The sequence below is a fragment of the Pseudodonghicola flavimaris genome (genome assembly GCF_030164425.1).
GTDB lineage: Bacteria > Pseudomonadota > Alphaproteobacteria > Rhodobacterales > Rhodobacteraceae > Pseudodonghicola > Pseudodonghicola flavimaris.
This window is the reverse complement of the sequence record NZ_JASNJD010000004.1, coordinates 268,067-285,886: the sequence shown is the minus strand read 5'-3', so window position 1 is coordinate 285,886 and position 17,820 is coordinate 268,067. Positions and strand designations below refer to the sequence as shown.

The window sequence follows — 17,820 nt, the reverse complement described above, 5'->3', positions numbered from 1 at the left end:
CCCCTTGCAGGCGGGGCTGACCGATGTCGATCAGCCCCGAACTGCTGCTGCACGGATATTCCATCGGCATTTTTCCGATGGCCGAGCATCGGGACGACCCGGAGATCTTCTGGGTCGACCCCAAGCGGCGCGGGATCCTGCCGCTGGACGGCTTCCATATCTCGCGCTCGCTGGCGCGGCGGATGCGCCGCGGCGGCTACCAGATCACCATAGACCGCGATTTCGCTGGCGTGCTCGACGGGTGCGCCGACCGGACAGAAACCTGGATCAACGCAGAAATCCGCAGCCTCTACATCGCCCTGCACCGGATGGGACGGGCGCATTCGCTGGAGGTCTGGGACGGCGACAGGCTGATCGGCGGCGTCTACGGCGTGGTGCTGGGGGCGGCCTATTTCGGCGAAAGCATGTTCTCGCGGCGCACCGACGCGTCGAAGCTGGCCCTGGCCTATCTGGTCGACCGCCTGCGTCAGGGCGGCTTCGAACTGTTCGATACGCAGTTTCTCACCAGTCATCTGGCCAGCCTCGGCGGCATCGAAATCCCGCGGGCCGCCTATCAGCGGCGGCTGGCCTCAGCGCTGGAGAAATCGGCGGATTTCACCGCGCCGCCGGTGCCGAGCGCTCAGGACGTGATACAGCGCAACACCCAGACGTCATAGCGCGCATGATCGAGTGCGTTCAGCGCCGGGGCGGAGGCGATCATCCAGCCCTCGAAAATGGCCTGAGCCTTGCCCCGTTCCCAGATCGTTAGATAGGCGAAGGCATCGCCGGTGGGGTTGTCGGTGGGATAGCGGCAATCGGCCAGGGCGACATCCAGGCCGAAGACCTCGGCAGTGCCGCCATTGGACAGCTCGATATCCACGGTCTGGCCGTTAACCTTGTCGAGCCCGCGCAGAACGGCGCCCTGCCCCGAGGTCGAGGGCACCCGGTCCTGCGCCAGCAGCGGCCCGGCGGCCAGCCCGGCAGCGGTCAGCAGGCCCAGCAGAACGGCGCGGCGCAGGATCACTCCGTCGCTCCGCTGTCGCCGCTGTCAGAGCCACCCGACCCGCCCGAGACGAATTTCAACAGCAGTGAGATCAGGCTGACGGAGCCCTGGGTATCGGTGATCTCCGACCCCGGTTCGAAATAGCCGAGCGATCCGCCCGGCATGATCTCGACAAAATTGCCGCCCAGAAGCCCTTCGGAGGACACCACGACGGAGCTGTCGTCGGGAATCTCGATGCCCTTCAGGATCGAAAGCGTGGTGTCGGCGCGATAGGTCTCGGGGTTCAGCTCCATCCCGGTGACGGTGCCGATCTTGACCCCCGCCAGCCGCACGTCGGTGCCCACACTCACCCCTTCGAGAGAGCGGAAGGACGCGGTCAGCGGGTAGCCGCCACCGCCGGGACCGAACCCCGTGGATTGCCCGGCATAGACGGCAAAGCCGATGGCCGCGGCCAGAACCACGCCCCCGACCAGAACCTCGGTGGTGCTATGCGACATGCGACGCTCCGTACGCTAGAAACCCAGGGCCTGCGGGACCCGGCTATTCCGGGCTCCAGGCCTCGTAATCGCGGCGCTCGACCGGCTGCGGCCGCAGAATCGACCCGGCGGGCACATAGGCCTGCGCCGTCCCGGTCAGGTTCTCGTGATGCGGCTTTTCCCACGGCTTATGGGCCAGCGGTTGTTCGGTCGGCGGCTCCTTGAAGGTATGGTGCAGCCAGCCATGCCAATCGGGATCGACGCGCGTTGCCTCGACCTCACCGTTGAAGATGACCCAGCGGCGGCTGTCATCGGCATTGCGATAGAACACATTGCCCTGATTGTCCTCGCCGACCTTGGTCCCCTTGCGCCAGGTGTAGATTTGGGTGTTGATCGTCTGCCCGTGCCACCAAGTCGCCGCGCGCAGAAGAGTGTTGAGGATTCCCATGTAAGCCTCCGGCCTTATGCTGACGGCAGGTATGGACCAAGCGCGCGGCAAGGTCCAGATCAGAGGCGGAGATTCCGTGCCGCCAGCGCCTTGGCGCCGAGCCCGGGGCAGCCCCGGACCCGGCCCGGGCCATCAGACGCCCGTTATTGCGGCACCAGCCGGTAAATCGCGTTCTCGATATCCGCACTGACATAGACGCTACCGTCCTGCCCCACCGCGACCCCGGTGGGAATATAGGTGGGCGGCATGCCGGCGGCGGCGGTCATGCCGATCGGCAGGCCTTCGGCCAGAACCGCCACCTCTCCCCCGGCGGGATCGATCGCCAGCACCCGGCCAGTGCCGACCTCGGCCAGTACCAGCCGCCCATCGGGCGCCCGGTCCAGCCCCTCGGGCCCCTGCAGCCCCGAGGCGATCACCGTCTTCGCCCCGTCCGCCAGCGCGATCCGCGACAGGGTGCCGGTCCCGGCCTCGGTCAGGAACACCGCCTCCTGCCCGTCCGGAACCATGCCAACCGGCAGCACCAGCCCCTCGGCCACGACCTCGCGGGTGTCGCCCTCGGCGCCCGTCACCCGGGTCAGCGTGCCCTTGGCCAGTTCCGTCACCAGCAGGCTGCCATCGGCAAGCTCCAACGCGTCCTGCGGCGCGGCGAACCCATGCAGCAGGCGCAGGCTGTGGCCGCTGTGGCGATCCATCACCTGCACGGTGCCGGTGAACCAGCTGGACAGCAGCACATGGTCCGCATTGGCGCGGGCGCTGAACGGGTATTCCAGATGATCCGCCTGCATCCGCGCCAGATCGGTCACCGCGCCGCTGGCGGTATCGACACTGCGATAGGCGAAACCATCGGCGACATAGAGCGTATCGCGCCCGCCGTCAGAGACCAGCGCCAGCCCGCCCGGCATCGACAGCGCGCCCTTGACCAGCTGTCGCACCGCGCCGCTTTGCGGGTCGATCTGCTGGATGCCGTTGTCGGCCATGTTGGAGACGAAGATATGATCCTCCGCATCGATCGCCAGATTGTCGAGCGAGGTGGAAAGATGCGCGAAGATCTCCTTGCGCTGCCCGTCCGGGCTGACCCGCACCAGATGCCCCTGCGCGGTATCCACCACCCAGATATTGCCCTTGGAATCGAGATTGACCGCCGCCGGCACCTTGAACCCGTCGGCGATCACTTCGATCTCGGCAGTCTCCACATCGACACGCACCACCTGCCCCTTGAACCACAACGGCCCGTAGAGCTTGCCGTCGGGACCGAACTGGAACCCGTTCAGACCGCCCATGCCCTCCATGATCTTGCGGGCCGGCGCCCGGCCGGTGGGGTCGACCTCATAAAGCGCATCGCCCAGAAACACCTGGGTCGCGAACAGCCGGCCATCGTCGCGGTAGGCCAGAGAGTTGATGCCCGGCAAGCCGCTGGCCAGCTGCGTCACCGCGCCGTCCGCACCGCGAGCATAGATGTCGCCCAAGAGAAAGGCGGTCCAGGCCATGGTGCCATCGGGGGCAAAGGCCAGGTCGTCCGCCATGCCCTGCGGCGCGGGAATCTCCACCGATACCGCACCGCTGTCGCGATCCACCCGATAGAGCGTCTGCCCCACCACGCTGCCGGCAAAGAGATGCCCCGCCGCATCGACACCCAGCCCGTGGACGCCGTGGAACGCCGATCCCGGCACCAGCGTCTCGACCCGATAACCATCGGCCTGGGCCGGCAGCCCGAGGCCGAGCGCAAGAACAAGGGCCGATGCCGACTGCATCGCCCGATTGAGATAAGTCATAGTCTCCTCCCTTTGGATCATGGCCGCAGCCATGCACCACCCGCCCGGGCTCCTCTTCCCGGGGAACGGCTGTGCAACCATAGGCACAGCCCGGGCGGCGGCGGGGAGATAACGTTACGTTACCCCCGCATCGATCCGATCAGGGCAGGAGCGCGGTCAGCTCGATCTCGATCCGGTATTTCTCATCGATCAGGCCGCATTCGATCATCGTAGCAGCTGGCGGATTCTCTCCGAAGGTCTCGGACAGAAGCGGCCAGCACAGCGGGAAATCGGCGCGGTCGGGCAGATAATAGGTGACCCGCACCGCATCGGCGAAACTGACCCCGACCTCGGCCAGCGCCCGGCTGATGGTCTCCAGCGCCGAGCCACACTGTGCAACCACATCGTCGCCCTGCCCGACGGTGCCGGCCACATGGACAAAGCCCCCCGCAACCACGGCCCGGCAATAGCCGATCTTCGCCTCGAACTCTCCGCCCGAACGGATACGTGTGATGGTCATCTCTTTCTCTCCGCTACAAAAGAAAACGGCGCGGGAAAGTCCCGCGCCGTCCAATCATTGGATATCACCGGCCTCAGCCCGCCGTCGCCGGCTCCTTCTCGGCATCCGCGTAAATCTTCAGCGGCTGCGCGGCAGAGCTCACGGCTTCTTCGTTGACGACGACCTTGGTGACATTGTCCATGCCCGGCAGTTCGAACATGGTATCCAACAGGATATCCTCCATGATCGAGCGCAGCCCGCGCGCACCGGTCTTGCGTTCGATGGCACGTTTGGCGATCGCCTTCAGCGCATCCTCGGTGAACTGCAATTCGGTGTCTTCCAGCTCGAACAGGCGCTGATACTGTTTGACCAGTGCGTTCTTCGGCTTGGTCAGGATGGTGACCAGAGCGTCCTCGTCCAGGTCTTCCAGCGTCGCGATCACCGGCAGACGGCCGACGAATTCCGGGATCAGGCCGAATTTCAGCAAATCCTCGGGCTCCAGATCCTTGAAGATCTCCCCCACGCCGCGTTCGTCATTGTCGCGCACATCGGCACCGAAGCCCATGGCCGAGCCCTTGCCGCGCTGCGCGATGATCCGGTCGAGCCCGGCGAAGGCGCCACCGCAGATGAACAGGATGTTGGTGGTGTCCACCTGCAGGAACTCCTGCTGCGGATGCTTGCGTCCGCCCTGCGGCGGCACCGATGCGACAGTGCCTTCCATCAGCTTCAGCAGCGCCTGCTGCACCCCTTCGCCCGACACGTCGCGGGTGATCGAGGGGTTCTCCGACTTGCGGGTGATCTTGTCGACCTCGTCGATATAGACGATGCCGCGCTGTGCCCGCTCAACGTTGTATTCCGAGGCCTGCAGCAGCTTGAGGATGATGTTTTCCACATCCTCGCCGACATAGCCGGCTTCGGTCAGCGTGGTGGCATCGGCCATGGTGAAGGGCACATCCAGAATCCGCGCCAGCGTCTGCGCCAGCAGCGTCTTGCCGCAGCCCGTGGGGCCGATCAGCAGGATGTTCGACTTCGCCAGTTCGATATCTGAGCCGGCCTTCTGCGAATGGTTCAGACGCTTGTAGTGATTGTGCACGGCAACCGACAGCACCCGCTTCGCCATCGCCTGGCCGATGACATAATCATCGAGCACTTCGCAGATATCCTTAGGCGTCGGCACACCGTCGGTGGACTTCAGCCCAGAGGCCTTGGTCTCCTCGCGGATGATATCCATGCACAGCTCGACGCATTCATCGCAGATGAACACAGTCGGGCCGGCGATCAGCTTGCGCACCTCGTGCTGGCTCTTGCCGCAAAAGCTGCAGTAGAGCGTATTCTTGCTGTCGCCGCTTGAATTCGTTGCCATAATTTACCTTTCGGCTTCGATTTATCTGCCACCCCATGGCCGGGAAGAGTCATGCCAAGCCAGCTTAGGGCAGCGTCCCGGGCATCACAATCGCAAATTACCCGCGTTATGCGCACCGGCACGGCCCCGCCGGGATCAGGCCTTATTTCCCGTCTTCGCCCAGTTTGGCGCGGCTTTCGACGATCTCGTCGATATGGCCCCACTCTTTGGCTTCCTCAGGTGACATGAAATTGTCACGATCGAGCGCCTTTTCAACCGCCTTCTTGGTCTGACCGGTATGTTTGACGTAAATGTCATACAGCCGGTCCTTCAGTTTCTGGGTCTCGGCGGCATGGATCATGATGTCGCTGGCCTGGCCCTGGAACCCGCCGGAGGGCTGGTGCACCATGATCCGGCTGTTCGGGAGCGAGAACCGCATGCCCGCCTCGCCGCCGGCCAGCAGGACCGACCCCATCGACGCCGCCTGGCCGATCACCAGGGTCGAGCACTTCGGCTTGATGTACTGCATTGTGTCGTAGATCGACAGACCGCTGGTCACCACGCCGCCGGGCGAGTTGATGTAGATGCTGATTTCCTTGTTCGGGTTCTCCGCCTCAAGGTGCAGCAGCTGCGCCACGATCAGATGGCTCATGCCGTCGTGGATCGGGCCGTTGATGAAGATGATCCGCTCCTTCAGCAGGCGCGAGAAGATATCATAGGCCCGCTCGCCACGGCTGGTCTGCTCGACAACCATCGGGACCAGGGTGTTCATATAGGTATCAATCGGATCGTACATGTGACCTGCCTGCCTTTATCAAGGATCGGGACGATACCCGAAGCTGCGTTACAAGAGTCTTAGTGTCGCTCCCGGGGGGCTGCAAGGGGGCGCGGACCCCGGAACCCTGCGCGATCCGCCCCGGCGCCCCGATCCTGAGCCTCGCCTGCCTCTCCCTGCGTCACCCGCCACCGCCGCAGGCGCTTCTCCGGCCACTCTTTTTCTGGCCCAAATATCCTCGCCGAAGGCGCCAGCGGCACGCCGGTTCTCCCCCGTCGCGCGCGAAAAAACACCCCGGAGCCAATGCGGGCTCCGGGGTGCAGGCCTGGCGCTCCAGGGCGCCACCCGGGGAGAGTCGCCGCCGCGGCTATTGCGCGGTCGATTTCAGATAGGCGATCACCGCCTCGATATCGCTGTCCTTCTTCAGACCGGCAAAAGACATCTTGGTCTTCTTCATGTACTGCTTGGGCTTGGACAGGAAGGCATGCAGCTCCTCCTCGCTCCAGACCAGCCCGTCGCTGCCGGCCTCCTTCATCGCCTTGGAGTAACCGAAGCCGTCGGAGGCGCCGGCCGGATGGCCGACGATCCCGGTCAGGATCGGACCGGTACGATGCTTGGCGCCGTCGCCGACCTGGTGACAGGCGGCGCATTTCTTGAAGACCTTCTCGCCCTTGGCGACCAGTGCCGGGTCCAGCGCCTCGGCGGCAGGCACGGCCTCGACCGCCGGGGCCTCCTCTGCCGGCGCTGCGGCAGCGACCTCCTCTGTGACCGGTGCGGCGGCTTCCGTCGTCGCTGCGGCCTCGGTGCTACGCGGGTTGGTGGCGTCCATCATCTCCTGCACCTTGCGGGCCTTGGTCTCCTCCGGGGTGACATCCAGCACCGCCGCGCGCATGGTGATCTCGACGCTCTCCTTGCAATCGGTCATGCAGGGTGCGTCCTTCCAGAAGGCGGCCTCGGAGGTTTGACGGTCGTCGATGATGAAACCGTCGCGGTTCGGCATCTCGACATCGAGGAAGTTTTCCTTCGACAGCACGAAGTCATCTTCGACCAGATCGTTGGAATAGAGGATATAGGCGACGATGGCATAGACCTCGTCCGGCGCCAGCGTCTGCGCGTTGCCGAAGGGCATCGACCGGTGGACGTAATCCCAGGTGGTCGAGAGATAGGGCCAGTAGCTGCCCACCGTCTTCAGCGGGTCCTCGTGATCGAGCGTATCCATGCCGCCGGCCAGCTTCGGCCAGTTGTCCACGCCTTCGGCGAAATCGCCGTGGCAGACGGCGCAGTAATCGGCGAAGAGCGCCTCGCCATCCTCGACCGAACCGGAGCCCTCGGGCAGCCCGGTGCCGTCGGGGCTGACATCAAGGTTCCAGGCCGCAACCTCTTCCGGCAGGGCGGGCCGGCCCAGCCCGTATTTCTCAGCCAGCGCCGGCCCGGCGATCAGCGTCGCGGCCACCGCAGCGGGAGCGATCAGCTTAGGAAACTTCGACATTCTCGGCCTCTCCGTTCGGTTTGACCCACCAGGTCTGGATGCAGTTGTTGTGGTAGATGGAATTCATGCCGCGCACCTCGCGCAGCTCGGCCTTGGTGGGCTGGACATAGCCGGTCTCATCCATGGCGCGGGATTGCAGCAGCATCTCCTCGCCGGTCCATTCGGTATCGAGATAGAAGCGGGTCAGTGCCATCGCCTGCCCCGGTTGCGCCAGTCGCGCGGTCTCCCAGGTCTTGCCGCCGTCCTTCGACACATCGACGCGGGTGATGGCGCCGCGGCCAGACCAGGCCAGACCGGTGATCACCAGCGGCCCCTTGCCATGCTTGATCGGCGATTGCGGGCTGGGGCTGGTGACCACGGATTTCGCATCCATCACCCAGGTCCACTTGCGGCTGACCCCATTGGCCAGCGTGTCGGTGTATTTGCTGGTCTCTTCCCGGCTCTGCACCGGCTGATCGGTAACCTCGATCCGGCGCAACCACTTGACCCACATGTTGCCTTCCCAGCCCGGCACCACCAGCCGCACCGGATATCCATGTTCCTTGCGCAGCGCCTCGCCATTGGCCTTGAAAGCGACCAGGCAATCGTCCAGCGCCTTCTCCATCGGGATCGACCGGCCGTTGGAGGAGGCATCGGCCCCCTCGACATAGACCCATTTGTCCTTGAGATCGCCGGCCGCATCCAACCCGGCCTCTTCCAGCAGGGTCCGCAGCGAAACCCCGGTATATTCCATGTTGTGGATCATGCCGTGGGTGAACTGGGCGCCGTTCAGCTGGGCACCGGCCCATTCCATCCCGGTGTTGGCGGCGCATTCCAGAAAGAAGGTGCGGTTGATCCGAGGGAACCGCTCCAGATCGGCATAGGTGAAGACCAGCGGCGTATCCACCAGCCCGTTGATCATCAGCCGGTAGTCCTGCTTCCTCAGCTCGATGGCGCCGGAGTGGTGCCGTTCAAAGGCGCAGCCCTGCGGCGTGATGGTGCCGTCCAGCGCATGGATCGGGGTGAAGTTGATCGAGCTGATGGTATCCGCGGTCAGCCATTCCACATTGCGCCGGCGCACATCGCCTTCGAAACGGATCGGCAGACCGTAGGGGGTGGCATCCACCCCCTCGCCGGTGGCCGAGGCCCAGGGCTGAACCTCGGTGATCAGGGGATCGGGCGTCGCCGCCCGGCTGGCGCCCGCTGCCACCGCGCCGGCGCCGGCTGCGGCCACCCCGGTCAGGAACTGGCGGCGAGAGGGCGCATTGTCCTTCGTGCTGTCGCTCATCTGGATTTGCCTCCTTTTGAGATATCGGGATCGGATCGGGCCGGACCGCCTCAGGCGCCCTCGACCGTGACCGATGTGTTGGGGGTGACCGTGACGGTGCCGAGCTTGCGGATATGGCTTTCCACCACGTCCCAGATCTGCGGCCCCTCGGTGCCTTCGTTGACGCTGGCCCAGCCGGCGACGACATAGCTCTTGGCCGGGTCGATCCGCTCGCCGGTTTTCAGAAGCGTCATCTCGGAAATCCGCTCGCCCTGCGGCTTGGTGATATCGATCCGGTAGCCCATGCCACCGATCCGCACCATGTCGCCACCCTGCTGGTAATAGGGGTCGGGGTTGAAGATGTTGTCGGCCACGTCCTCCAGGATCACCTTGATGAATTCCCCGGTCATTTCAGACCTGTAAGCCTCACCGTAGGACATCGAGGTGACGTTCCAGATATCCTCGCGGGTGATGTTGTCGCCCGGCACCAGGCTGGGGCCCCAGCGCACCCCGGGCGACATGGCGATATCGGCCTCGCGCTCGGACAGCAGCGCATCGCAGATCAGGTCGTCCCAGGTGCCGTTGAAGTTGCCGCGACGATACAGCAGGCTGTCGGTCTGGCCGATCACCTCCTCCAGCTGCGCCTTGAAGGGCGCGCGCTGTTCGTCGATCAGCCGGGTCATTGCCGGGTCCGGCATGATCACGTCCGAGAAGATCGGGATCAGCTTGTGCTTCAGGCCCATCAACTGGCCGTCGCGCACGTCGAGATCGACACGGGAGACGAATTTGCCGTTCGACCCGGAGGCGATGATATGGGTCTGTTCCACCAGCACCGGTTCGGGCAGCGCGTCATGGGTATGGCCCGACAGGATCACGTCGATGCCGGTGACCACGCTGGCCATCTTCTTGTCGACGTCGAACCCGTTGTGCGACAGGACCACCACCACATCGGCGCCGGCCTCGCGGACCTCGTCCACCATCTCCTGCATATGCTCGTCGCGGATACCGAAGGAGTATTCCGGGAACATCCAGCGCGGGTTGGCAATCGGCATATAGGGGAAGGCCTGGCCGATCACCGCCACCTTGGCGCCGCCACGTTCGAAGAACTTGTAGGGCTTGAAGAGCTCGGCCGGCTCGTCCCACTCTGCATCGAAGATATTCTGACCCAGCGCCGCGAAGGGCAGCCCCTGCACCAGCTCGTTCACCCGGTCGGAGCCCAGGGTGAATTCCCAGTGGAAGGTCATCGCGTCGGGCTTGAGCGCATTCATCACGTTGACCATGTCCTGGCCTTCGGTCTGATAGCAGGTGTAGGAGCCGTGCCAGGTGTCGCCGCCATCGAGCAGCAGCGCATCGGGGCGGTCGGCGCGGATCGCGTTGATCACCGTCGCCACCCGGTCGAGCCCGCCGACCCGGCCATAGCCCTGGGCCAAAGAGGCGAAATCGTCATAGGTCAGCGCATAGGCCGAGGGGCTGCCGTCGGCGATACCGTAGGCCTTGCGGAAGTCGGCGCCGGTGATATGCGGCACCTGCCCCCGGTTGGCCCCGACGCCGAGATTGACCGAAGGCTCGCGGAAGTAGATCGGCTTCAGCTGGGCATGGATGTCGGTGACATGGATCAGGCTGATGTTGCCGAAGGTTTCGAACTCAAGCAGCTGATCCTGCGTCAGCGCCTGCTGCGCGGCCAGCCGCGCCCAATTGCCGAAGCCCGACGCACCCAAGAGCGCCGAAGCCGCCATCGAAACCTGGAGGAAATCACGACGTGAAATCATGGAGCACAGCTTTCCGTTCAGATCGCATCACACATTCGCATATGTGAATTATTTAAAGGAAAGACCCCGCCCCCTGTTTCAGGAAGCGAGGTCACGATTGATCAGTTGCGGACCGAGGGTCCCTCGACCGACAGACCGTTGCCGCGGCTGGCAACATAGAGTTCCAGCGCCACGAACTCCGGCGAGCCGGGGCTGAAGGTCTCGGCGCGGGTGTCGCGCACACAGCCCTTAAACCGGTCCTGCACGGTGTTCAGCTTGGTATTCTTCAGACGATAACTCGGAAAGCCGTTGATCTGCCCCTGGCTGAGGTGGTCGGCGCGGATCATGTTGCCGTAGTTCTGCTCGTGGCAGGAGGCGCAGGACAGATCCAGTTGACCGAAGCGGGTGTAATAGATCTCCTTGCCGTGCTCCCAATAGGGCGCGGCGGCCCCATCGATCGCCACATTGACCGGCAGGCCGCGCGACTGGACCGAAATCAGGGCCTCCATCGCCGCCATCTCGCTGCCGGCATATTTCCACGGCTTGGCGCCCATCTTGGTCTCGCGGCAGTTGTTCACCTGCATGGCGATGGTGCGCAGCTCTCCGGCTTCGGCATTGACCTTCGGATAGACCGCACGAACGCCGACCATCGACTCCTCCGGTGCCCCGTGACAGGAGGCGCAGGACTTTCCTTCGCTGCCGTCGACGGTGTTCCAGGTTTCCAGCGCCTGGTCGACGAAGACCATGCCCGGGTTGTCGAAGTCGTCCATCTCCAGCGCCTGGGTCTCGTCCGAGCGGAAGTGCCAGCCCGACATGATGGTGTCGATCCCGGTGTCTTCCATAAAGGCGGGCGCCGGCGCTTTGGTGACGATCTCGATCTCGCCGTTGATCACCAGCTCGTCGTCATCCGCATCGGCCCAGGTCAGGGCCGGCAGCGCCATCGCCACAGCGGCAATCGCCGTCATTGCCTTGAATTTCATCCCTTTTCCTCCCTTGGGTCTTCGCCCGGCCCCGCGCACGGGATCGGGCGTCTGCCTGGGTCAGCCCGCCGGCTCAGCCGATGGCGATGGGTTTCGTCTCGGTGTAGACCGACCCGTCATCGTCGTACCAGGTGAAGGTGAAGTCCCCGGCTTCGGGCACCGTCGCTTCGAACTGGAAATAGGGGTTGGTGGAAATCGCCGGCTCCATCTTCACGTCGATCACGGACTGGCCGTTGAACTCGCAGGTGAAGCGATTGATGATCGAGCGCGGGATGACCTTGCCATCCTTGTCCTTGCGTTGACCGCTTTCCATCTTGTGGCTGATCAGCGTCTTCAGGGTCACCGCCTCGCCTGCAGCGGCGGTTTTCGGGACCTTGACGCGGGGTTTAACACCAGATGCCATTTCGAAATCTCCTTGTCTTCGGAACGCGCAGGCGGGCTCAGCCGCCGCAGCCGCCGATGGTCACTTTGACGGTGGAGGCCGCCCTGGCGAAGCTGCCATCGGCCAGTTTGGCGATGGCGACCACATCCTGGGTGCCGGCGAGACGGATCCGGGTCGAGGCCGCCTGGCTGGCCGCCAGCGGCCCGAAGGTGAAAGTTGCCACACCCGGGGTCGGGTTGCCGGTGGCCAGCACCATGATCGCCTCGGCGCCGGGTGCGCTAACTTCGATCGGCACGGTGTTGCCGTTCTCGGCGATCTCCGGCGCGGTCAGTTCGATGCCGCTGTCGACCATCGCGGCGCCACCGGTGAAGGCCTCAATCGCGGCGTCGGCAGCCGCCGAGGCCCGCAACGGCACCATTGTCAGAACCGCAGCGCCCAGGCCCATGGCCAGGGTATCGCGACGTGTGAACTCCATTTCGTTTCTCCTTTGCATAACTGGCCGCCCGGCACGGAGGCGCGCCGGCGGCGGAACTGCGGGGATCAGTCGTCCTTCAGCGTGGACAGGAAGGCGACGACGTCCTCGACCTCCTGCGCCGACAGCAGCGGCGTCAGCTCGCCCTTGGCGGCCTTGCCGGTGTAGCCATCGCCGGGACGGTTGAAGCCGTCGATCCGATAGAAGGCCGGCATCACGGTGCCCTCGAACATCTTCTTGGGGTTGACCAGCAGACCGCGCAGCTCTTCCGGGCTCCAGCGGTCGCCGGCACCATCCAGCATCGGCCCGACATTGCCCTGGAACGGCGCATCGCTCAGCGCGGTGATCTCGTGGCAAGCCACGCAGTTGCCCTTTGACTTGGTCGCCATGATCACGGCGCCGGCCTCGGGGTCGCCCGGCATCCCGGTCAGCGAGGTCGCGACAGCGCCATATTCATCGAAGCTCACGTCCTTGGGGCCGACTTCGGCCGCGATGGCCGCGCCGCCGATCAGGGCAGCCGCCAATGTCAGAGATGCTAGTTTCATGGTTCCTCCCGATGGCTGCCGCATCGTCACTGCGACAAGCTGTCTTATTGCTCCCAGTACACCGTAGGCTACCGGCGCGGCAGTCGCAACAACGAATTCATAAGTATGAATTATTAAAAAGTTCCACGACTGATCTGAAATCTTTCATGAAGTTATCAGAATGCCGCAACGCAGCGAAACGGATCGCAAAACCGGCCGGTTCCGGGCCCTGCCGCGTCAGTCCGTCTTGCCGTCCGCCCGTTCGCGAATCATGCGGGCGTGATAGCGCTGGAAATCCTCTTCGGACTGATCTTCATAGCGCTCCTCCAGCACCCAGGTCAGCATGTCGAAGGTGGTGCCCGGACTGAACGCCCCCGGCATCACCGCCACCGCCTGATCGATCGCCGGCCGGCTCTCGTCCAGCTCGGTCGGAAAGAAGATCATCGTCGGCGTGAACAAGATCCGCCATTTGCGCGCCGCCGCCTTCTCGGACAGCGCCTCGCCATCGGTATCGACGATCTCGGTATCGCCATGCAGGTTCATCTGCACCGGGAAATAACGGTCCTTCAGCAGCGCGCGGATCCGCGGGTCAGGAAAGGTTTTCTCATGCATTTCCTTGCAGTAGATGCAGCCGCGCTGTTCCAGGATGATCATCAGCCGCTTGCCTTCGCCCTGCGCCTCGTGAAAGTCCTCGCGCAGGTCCTTGAAGGTCTCGCGCATCCAGTCTTCCTTGTGCAGACCGTCGTCCCCCAGTTCGGCCGCCGACAGCGGCACCGCCAGCAGCACCGCCGCGGCGGCGGCCAGAATCGCTTTGAACATGTCTTTCTCCTCCCTCACACCCGGGCTGGTCAGCCCAGCCCTGCAAACCCCGGAACCCAGCGGATCATCGCATCCGCGATCAGGTTGACGCCCCCCGTCGCGATCAGCAGCGCGAAGACGATCAGCATCACCCCCATCCCCTTTTCGACCCAGGCAAAGGCGGCGCGGTGACGCTGCACCCAGGCCAGGAACGGCCTTGCGAAGAAGGCGGCGACGATGAAGGGCGCGGTCATCCCCGCCCCGTAGAAGAACAGCAGCAGCGCGCCGCGCCAGATCTCCCCCATGCCGCTGGCGATCATCAGGATCGAGGCCAGCGCCGGGCCGACGCAGGGCGTCCAGCCAAAGCCGAAGGCCAGCCCCATCAGGTAGGCGCCAAGCACCGTGCTGGCCTCGGCACTGCTTTCCATCCGCGCCTCGCGGTAGAGCAGCGGCACCCGGATCACGCCGAGGAAATGCAACCCGAACACCAGCAGGATCGCGGCGGCGACATAGGCCAGCCACTCCAGATAGCTGGCGAAAAGCTGCCCCAGCGCCGTCGCCCCCATGCCCATCAGCATGAAGATCGTCGTCACCCCCAGGGCGAAGAAACAGGCCGAAATCAGCAGCCGCCGCTGCGCCCCCGGCGCGATATCGCCATCGCCGCGCAGCTCGGCCATGCTGAGGCCGCCCATATAGGACAGGTAGAAGGGCACCATCGGCAGGATACAGGGGGTAAAAAAGCTCAACAGGCCGGCGGCCAATGCGCCGAGCAACGATATTTCCAGCACGCGGTTCCTCCCCCGGCTGCATCGCACCTCTCCTCAGGCGCGGGCAGCTTGAACTATTCACATATTCAAATTATCTTGTGTGACAACGTTAGGTCAATGGGTGGGCGACAGTGATTGTGCAGCTTTTCCGGGGCGCGCTGGCCGCGCTGATGCTGGCCGGACCCGCCGCGGCGGCGGAGCTGGTGATGGTCGAACAGGCCGGCTGTGCTTGGTGCGCGCGCTGGAATGCCGAGATCGCTCCCGCCTACCCCAATACCACAGAGGGCAAATTCGCCCCGCTGCGGCGGGTCAGCCTGCGCACCCTGCCCGCGGATCTGGAGGTGGCCCGCCGGGTGACCTTCACCCCCACCTTCCTGCTGGTGGAGGACGGTCGGGAGATCGCCCGCATGGAGGGCTACCCCGGAGAAGATTTTTTCTGGCCGATGCTTGATCAGATGTTGCGCCAGAACAGCAATTACGCCCCGGAAACGGAGGGGAACGGCTGACGCGGCGCGCCAGCCGGGATAGGACGGAGGAGACAATCGGGCCCCGGTCATCCCGCCAGCGGGAAAATCGCGGCCAAGCGTGGCAAGAAGACAAGGACGATAAGAATGGCGCTACCGCAATTCTCGGTCGATATGTCGGAAGACGAACTGGACAGGATGGTCGACAATGCGACCGAGGCGTCCAATTTCCTCAAGGCCATCAGCCATGAAGGCCGGATGATGATCCTGTGCCATCTGGTCACCGGCGAGAAATCCGTGACCGAGCTGGAGGAACTGCTCTCCGCCCGGCAGGCGGCGGTCTCGCAGCAGCTCTCCCGCCTGCGGCTGGAGGGGCTGGTGGTGCCCCGGCGCGAGGGCAAGGCGATCTATTACCGCCTGGCCGACAACCGACCCCGCCGCATTCTCGAAGTCGTCTACGATCTGTTCTGCAACGACGGCGACTGACCCCCCTGCCCCTTGCGGCAGCGCCCGGGATCCGGGATGCTGGTCCGCGTGCGTTCGGTTAGAGGGAGGAACCGATGCCAGGCTGGATGACGGAAAGCCACACCGTGGCCCTGATCGGGCTGCTGGGAGGCGTGATGCTGGGCCTTGCCGCCCGGTTGGGCCGGTTCTGCACTCTCGGCGCGATCGAGGATGCGCTCTATGGCGGCAGCGTGCTGCGGCTCAGGATGTGGGCGCTGGCAATCGGCGTCGCGGTGACCGGCACCTTCGTGCTGATCGCCACCGGGCTGCTGCAGGAACGCGCCAGTTTCTACCTGTCGATTCGCTGGATGCCGCTGGCCTCGATCATCGGCGGGCTGATGTTCGGCTATGGCATGGCCCTGGCTGGCAACTGCGGCTATGGCGCCATCGCCCGACTGGGCGGTGGCGATCTGCGGTCCTTCGTGATCGTGCTGGTGATGGGGGTTTCGACCTATGTCACCCTCGCCGGCCCCCTGGCGCCGCTGCGCAACGCCCTGTTCGAACAGGTCGATGTCACCTCCGACCTGCCGCCGGGGCTGGCCCATCACGTCGCGGCGCTGACCGGCTGGCCGCCGGCAGCGATCGGGATCGTCCTGGGGCTGGCGATCTGCCTCGCCGCGCTGTGGCCGCCGGCGCTGCGGCAGGACCCGAAGGCGATGTTCTGGTCGGTGGTCGTCGGGCTGGCCATCGTCTCCGGCTGGGCCGGCACCCAATGGGTCAATACCCACGGGTTCGATGGGCTGCCGGTGGTCTCGCACAGCTACTCCGCTCCCGTCGGCGAAACCATCCTGTGGACCATGACCGGCAGCCTGCGCCCGGTGACCTTCGCGGTCGGGTCGGTGGTGGGGGTCTGGCTGGGCGCATTCATCGGATCGCTGATCCGCGGTCATTTCCGCTGGGAAGCCTGCGAGGACCCGCGCGAGCTGCGCCGCCAGATCATCGGCGCCGCGGTGATGGGGGTCGGCGCGGTGATCGCCATGGGCTGCACCGTCGGTCAGGGGATGAGCGCCTTTTCCGTACTCGCCCTCTCGGCGCCGGTCACCTTCCTGGCGATCTTCGCCGGCGCCGCCCTGGGGCTGCGCCAGCTGATCGAAGGCTTCAGCCCGGCGGAATAACCGCCGGACCGCGCCCCTCATGAGGCCGCGTTACTTCAGCGTCGCGGCACAGGCGGCGAAGGAACCGCCGACCGCTTCCAGCAGCTGCGGATAGAGATCCGGGCCGGGTTCAAAGCTGCGGCCCAGCGGATCGAGCTCCAGGATCGGGATGTCGCGCCCGGCAATGGCCGCCGACAGCAGCCGGGTGTCGAACTGGGGTTCGGTAAAGGCGCAGCGCACCCCCAGCTCCCCCAGCCGGTCACGCAGTGCGTCCAGATGCGCTGGGCTCGGGTCCGAGGCATCGCTCGCGGTCACCCGGCCGGTCAGCTGCAGCCCGTAGCGCAGTTCGAAATACTGGAAGGCGTCGTGATAGGAGACGAAGGGCACCCCCCGCATCGGCGCCACCTCTGCCTTCAGCTGCGTCTCGATCGCGTCGATCCGCGCCTGCCCTTCGGCCGCGTTGGCGCGATAGGTCGCGGCATGCTCCGGGTCGAGCTCCGCCAGTTCCTCGGCGATCAGCCCCAGCCAGACCTTGCCGTTTTCCGGGTCGAGCCAGGCATGCGGATCGGCCCCGTTGTGATCGTGGTTGTGGCCGTCATCGTCCATGGCCGCTTCGTGATCATGGCCATCGTGGTCGCCATGGTCATGATCGTCATGACCGTGATCGTCATGGTCGTCCTGGGCCTGCTCCATCCGCGCGACCGCTGCCATGATATCCGCAGCACCGCGATAGGGTCGTTCGATGGTGCCGTCGCCGTCCAGCAACTCCAGCGTCTCGGCCTTCTCCGCCAGCGCATCCAGCGGCTTTTCCAGCCAGGGGGTCAGCGCATGACCGACCCAGACCACCAGCCCCGCCTCCTGCAGCGCCCGGGCCTGCGACGGCCGCAGCGCGTAGCTGTGCGGCGACTGGCCCGGCTGCACCAGCAGCACTGGTTCGCCCAGGCCCTTCATCACCTGCGCGGTCAGCGAATGCACCGGGGCGATATCGGTGACGACGCGCGGCACCTCGGCCCAGGCGGGAAGCGCGCCGGCAGCGGCGAGAGCGGCAATCAGGGGGAGCTTTGACATCGGAGCCTCGA

At 65.0% G+C, this 17,820-nt stretch carries 21 protein-coding genes; 4 read left to right on the top strand and 17 right to left on the bottom strand.

Annotated elements, in window-relative coordinates; genetic code table 11:
* The first annotated feature begins 23 nt into the window (after nucleotides 1–23).
* Nucleotides 24–656, top strand: coding sequence for a leucyl/phenylalanyl-tRNA--protein transferase (gene aat / locus QO033_RS07700; RefSeq protein ID WP_284480371.1), 633 nt, complete (start codon nucleotides 24–26; stop codon nucleotides 654–656).
* Here aat and QO033_RS07695 read toward each other — a convergent pair.
* From QO033_RS07695 to QO033_RS07620, 16 genes are all read right to left on the bottom strand, one after another.
* Nucleotides 620–997 carry a DUF2155 domain-containing protein gene (locus tag QO033_RS07695; RefSeq protein WP_407682103.1) on the bottom strand — a complete coding sequence of 126 codons (378 nt, stop codon included), beginning with the start codon at nucleotides 995–997 and terminating at the stop codon, nucleotides 620–622. The genes aat and QO033_RS07695 overlap by 37 nt on opposite strands.
* 2 nt (nucleotides 998–999) lie before the next feature.
* Nucleotides 1,000–1,479, bottom strand: a complete 480-nt coding sequence (gene mlaD / locus QO033_RS07690; protein WP_284480370.1) for an outer membrane lipid asymmetry maintenance protein MlaD — start codon at nucleotides 1,477–1,479, stop codon at nucleotides 1,000–1,002.
* Between the two features lie 43 nt (nucleotides 1,480–1,522).
* A complete protein-coding gene (locus QO033_RS07685; RefSeq protein WP_284480369.1) occupies nucleotides 1,523–1,906 on the bottom strand; it encodes an NADH:ubiquinone oxidoreductase subunit NDUFA12 in 384 nt (127 codons plus the stop codon).
* 143 nt (nucleotides 1,907–2,049) lie between these two features.
* The gene (locus tag QO033_RS07680) at nucleotides 2,050–3,678 is read right to left on the bottom strand and encodes a Vgb family protein (RefSeq protein ID WP_284480368.1); all 1,629 of its coding nucleotides are present in this window, start codon (nucleotides 3,676–3,678) and stop codon (nucleotides 2,050–2,052) included.
* A gap of 139 nt (nucleotides 3,679–3,817) precedes the next feature.
* On the bottom strand, nucleotides 3,818–4,177 hold the full coding sequence (locus QO033_RS07675) for a RidA family protein (RefSeq protein ID WP_284480367.1): 360 nt from the start codon (nucleotides 4,175–4,177) through the stop codon (nucleotides 3,818–3,820).
* A 73-nt stretch (nucleotides 4,178–4,250) separates the two neighbouring features.
* Entirely contained in the window at nucleotides 4,251–5,519 is a 1,269-nt protein-coding gene (gene clpX / locus QO033_RS07670; RefSeq protein ID WP_284480366.1) for an ATP-dependent Clp protease ATP-binding subunit ClpX, read from the bottom strand.
* Between the two features lie 142 nt (nucleotides 5,520–5,661).
* A complete protein-coding gene (locus QO033_RS07665; RefSeq protein ID WP_284480365.1) occupies nucleotides 5,662–6,294 on the bottom strand; it encodes an ATP-dependent Clp protease proteolytic subunit in 633 nt (210 codons plus the stop codon).
* A gap of 346 nt (nucleotides 6,295–6,640) precedes the next feature.
* The gene (locus QO033_RS07660) at nucleotides 6,641–7,762 is read right to left on the bottom strand and encodes a c-type cytochrome (protein ID WP_284480364.1); all 1,122 of its coding nucleotides are present in this window, start codon (nucleotides 7,760–7,762) and stop codon (nucleotides 6,641–6,643) included.
* Nucleotides 7,746–9,029: a sulfite dehydrogenase gene (soxC, locus tag QO033_RS07655; RefSeq protein ID WP_284480363.1), complete on the bottom strand. Its 1,284-nt coding sequence runs from the start codon at nucleotides 9,027–9,029 to the stop codon at nucleotides 7,746–7,748. Before soxC ends, QO033_RS07660 begins: the two co-directional genes overlap by 17 nt.
* Nucleotides 9,030–9,079: 50 nt before the next feature.
* Nucleotides 9,080–10,777 (bottom strand): thiosulfohydrolase SoxB, encoded by a 1,698-nt coding sequence (gene soxB, locus QO033_RS07650; RefSeq protein ID WP_284480362.1) that lies wholly within the window; start codon nucleotides 10,775–10,777, stop codon nucleotides 9,080–9,082.
* 101 nt (nucleotides 10,778–10,878) lie between these two features.
* The gene (soxA, locus tag QO033_RS07645; protein WP_284480361.1) at nucleotides 10,879–11,736 is read right to left on the bottom strand and encodes a sulfur oxidation c-type cytochrome SoxA; all 858 of its coding nucleotides are present in this window, start codon (nucleotides 11,734–11,736) and stop codon (nucleotides 10,879–10,881) included.
* Between the two features lie 73 nt (nucleotides 11,737–11,809).
* A complete protein-coding gene (soxZ, locus tag QO033_RS07640; protein WP_284480360.1) occupies nucleotides 11,810–12,139 on the bottom strand; it encodes a thiosulfate oxidation carrier complex protein SoxZ in 330 nt (109 codons plus the stop codon).
* A 37-nt stretch (nucleotides 12,140–12,176) separates the two neighbouring features.
* Nucleotides 12,177–12,593, bottom strand: a complete 417-nt coding sequence (gene soxY, locus QO033_RS07635; RefSeq protein ID WP_284480359.1) for a thiosulfate oxidation carrier protein SoxY — start codon at nucleotides 12,591–12,593, stop codon at nucleotides 12,177–12,179.
* A gap of 65 nt (nucleotides 12,594–12,658) precedes the next feature.
* Nucleotides 12,659–13,135, bottom strand: a complete 477-nt coding sequence (gene soxX / locus QO033_RS07630) for a sulfur oxidation c-type cytochrome SoxX (RefSeq protein WP_284480358.1) — start codon at nucleotides 13,133–13,135, stop codon at nucleotides 12,659–12,661.
* Between the two features lie 216 nt (nucleotides 13,136–13,351).
* Nucleotides 13,352–13,933 (bottom strand): SoxW family protein, encoded by a 582-nt coding sequence (locus QO033_RS07625; RefSeq protein WP_284480357.1) that lies wholly within the window; start codon nucleotides 13,931–13,933, stop codon nucleotides 13,352–13,354.
* A gap of 29 nt (nucleotides 13,934–13,962) precedes the next feature.
* Nucleotides 13,963–14,700: a cytochrome c biogenesis CcdA family protein gene (locus QO033_RS07620; RefSeq protein ID WP_284480356.1), complete on the bottom strand. Its 738-nt coding sequence runs from the start codon at nucleotides 14,698–14,700 to the stop codon at nucleotides 13,963–13,965.
* Nucleotides 14,701–14,816: 116 nt separating this feature from the next.
* On the opposite strand from QO033_RS07620, the gene QO033_RS07615 reads away from it, so the two are divergent.
* The 3 genes from QO033_RS07615 to QO033_RS07605 all read left to right on the top strand — a co-directional run bounded on the left by QO033_RS07615 (nucleotide 14,817) and on the right by QO033_RS07605 (nucleotide 16,762).
* Nucleotides 14,817–15,185, top strand: a complete 369-nt coding sequence (locus tag QO033_RS07615) for a hypothetical protein (RefSeq protein ID WP_407682102.1) — start codon at nucleotides 14,817–14,819, stop codon at nucleotides 15,183–15,185.
* A 105-nt stretch (nucleotides 15,186–15,290) separates the two neighbouring features.
* Nucleotides 15,291–15,629, top strand: coding sequence for an ArsR/SmtB family transcription factor (locus tag QO033_RS07610; RefSeq protein WP_284480355.1), 339 nt, complete (start codon nucleotides 15,291–15,293; stop codon nucleotides 15,627–15,629).
* A 74-nt stretch (nucleotides 15,630–15,703) separates the two neighbouring features.
* A complete protein-coding gene (locus tag QO033_RS07605) occupies nucleotides 15,704–16,762 on the top strand; it encodes a YeeE/YedE family protein (protein ID WP_284480354.1) in 1,059 nt (352 codons plus the stop codon).
* A gap of 30 nt (nucleotides 16,763–16,792) precedes the next feature.
* On the opposite strand, the gene QO033_RS07600 is transcribed toward QO033_RS07605, so the two are convergent.
* Nucleotides 16,793–17,809 carry a zinc ABC transporter substrate-binding protein gene (locus QO033_RS07600; RefSeq protein WP_284480353.1) on the bottom strand — a complete coding sequence of 339 codons (1,017 nt, stop codon included), beginning with the start codon at nucleotides 17,807–17,809 and terminating at the stop codon, nucleotides 16,793–16,795.
* Nucleotides 17,810–17,820 lie beyond the last annotated feature (11 nt).

Coding starts and splice junctions, on each gene's coding strand:
- aat (WP_284480371.1), top strand. CDS start 24: ATGTCGATCAGCCCCGAACTGCTGCTGCACGGATATTCCATCGGCATT.
- mlaD (WP_284480370.1), bottom strand. CDS start 1,479: ATGTCGCATAGCACCACCGAGGTTCTGGTCGGGGGCGTGGTTCTGGCC.
- QO033_RS07685 (WP_284480369.1), bottom strand. CDS start 1,906: ATGGGAATCCTCAACACTCTTCTGCGCGCGGCGACTTGGTGGCACGGG.
- QO033_RS07680 (WP_284480368.1), bottom strand. CDS start 3,678: ATGACTTATCTCAATCGGGCGATGCAGTCGGCATCGGCCCTTGTTCTT.
- QO033_RS07675 (WP_284480367.1), bottom strand. CDS start 4,177: ATGACCATCACACGTATCCGTTCGGGCGGAGAGTTCGAGGCGAAGATC.
- clpX (WP_284480366.1), bottom strand. CDS start 5,519: ATGGCAACGAATTCAAGCGGCGACAGCAAGAATACGCTCTACTGCAGC.
- QO033_RS07665 (WP_284480365.1), bottom strand. CDS start 6,294: ATGTACGATCCGATTGATACCTATATGAACACCCTGGTCCCGATGGTT.
- QO033_RS07660 (WP_284480364.1), bottom strand. CDS start 7,762: ATGTCGAAGTTTCCTAAGCTGATCGCTCCCGCTGCGGTGGCCGCGACG.
- soxC (WP_284480363.1), bottom strand. CDS start 9,029: ATGAGCGACAGCACGAAGGACAATGCGCCCTCTCGCCGCCAGTTCCTG.
- soxB (WP_284480362.1), bottom strand. CDS start 10,777: ATGATTTCACGTCGTGATTTCCTCCAGGTTTCGATGGCGGCTTCGGCG.
- soxA (WP_284480361.1), bottom strand. CDS start 11,736: ATGAAATTCAAGGCAATGACGGCGATTGCCGCTGTGGCGATGGCGCTG.
- soxZ (WP_284480360.1), bottom strand. CDS start 12,139: ATGGCATCTGGTGTTAAACCCCGCGTCAAGGTCCCGAAAACCGCCGCT.
- soxY (WP_284480359.1), bottom strand. CDS start 12,593: ATGGAGTTCACACGTCGCGATACCCTGGCCATGGGCCTGGGCGCTGCG.
- soxX (WP_284480358.1), bottom strand. CDS start 13,135: ATGAAACTAGCATCTCTGACATTGGCGGCTGCCCTGATCGGCGGCGCG.
- QO033_RS07625 (WP_284480357.1), bottom strand. CDS start 13,933: ATGTTCAAAGCGATTCTGGCCGCCGCCGCGGCGGTGCTGCTGGCGGTG.
- QO033_RS07610 (WP_284480355.1), top strand. CDS start 15,291: ATGGCGCTACCGCAATTCTCGGTCGATATGTCGGAAGACGAACTGGAC.
- QO033_RS07605 (WP_284480354.1), top strand. CDS start 15,704: ATGCCAGGCTGGATGACGGAAAGCCACACCGTGGCCCTGATCGGGCTG.
- QO033_RS07600 (WP_284480353.1), bottom strand. CDS start 17,809: ATGTCAAAGCTCCCCCTGATTGCCGCTCTCGCCGCTGCCGGCGCGCTT.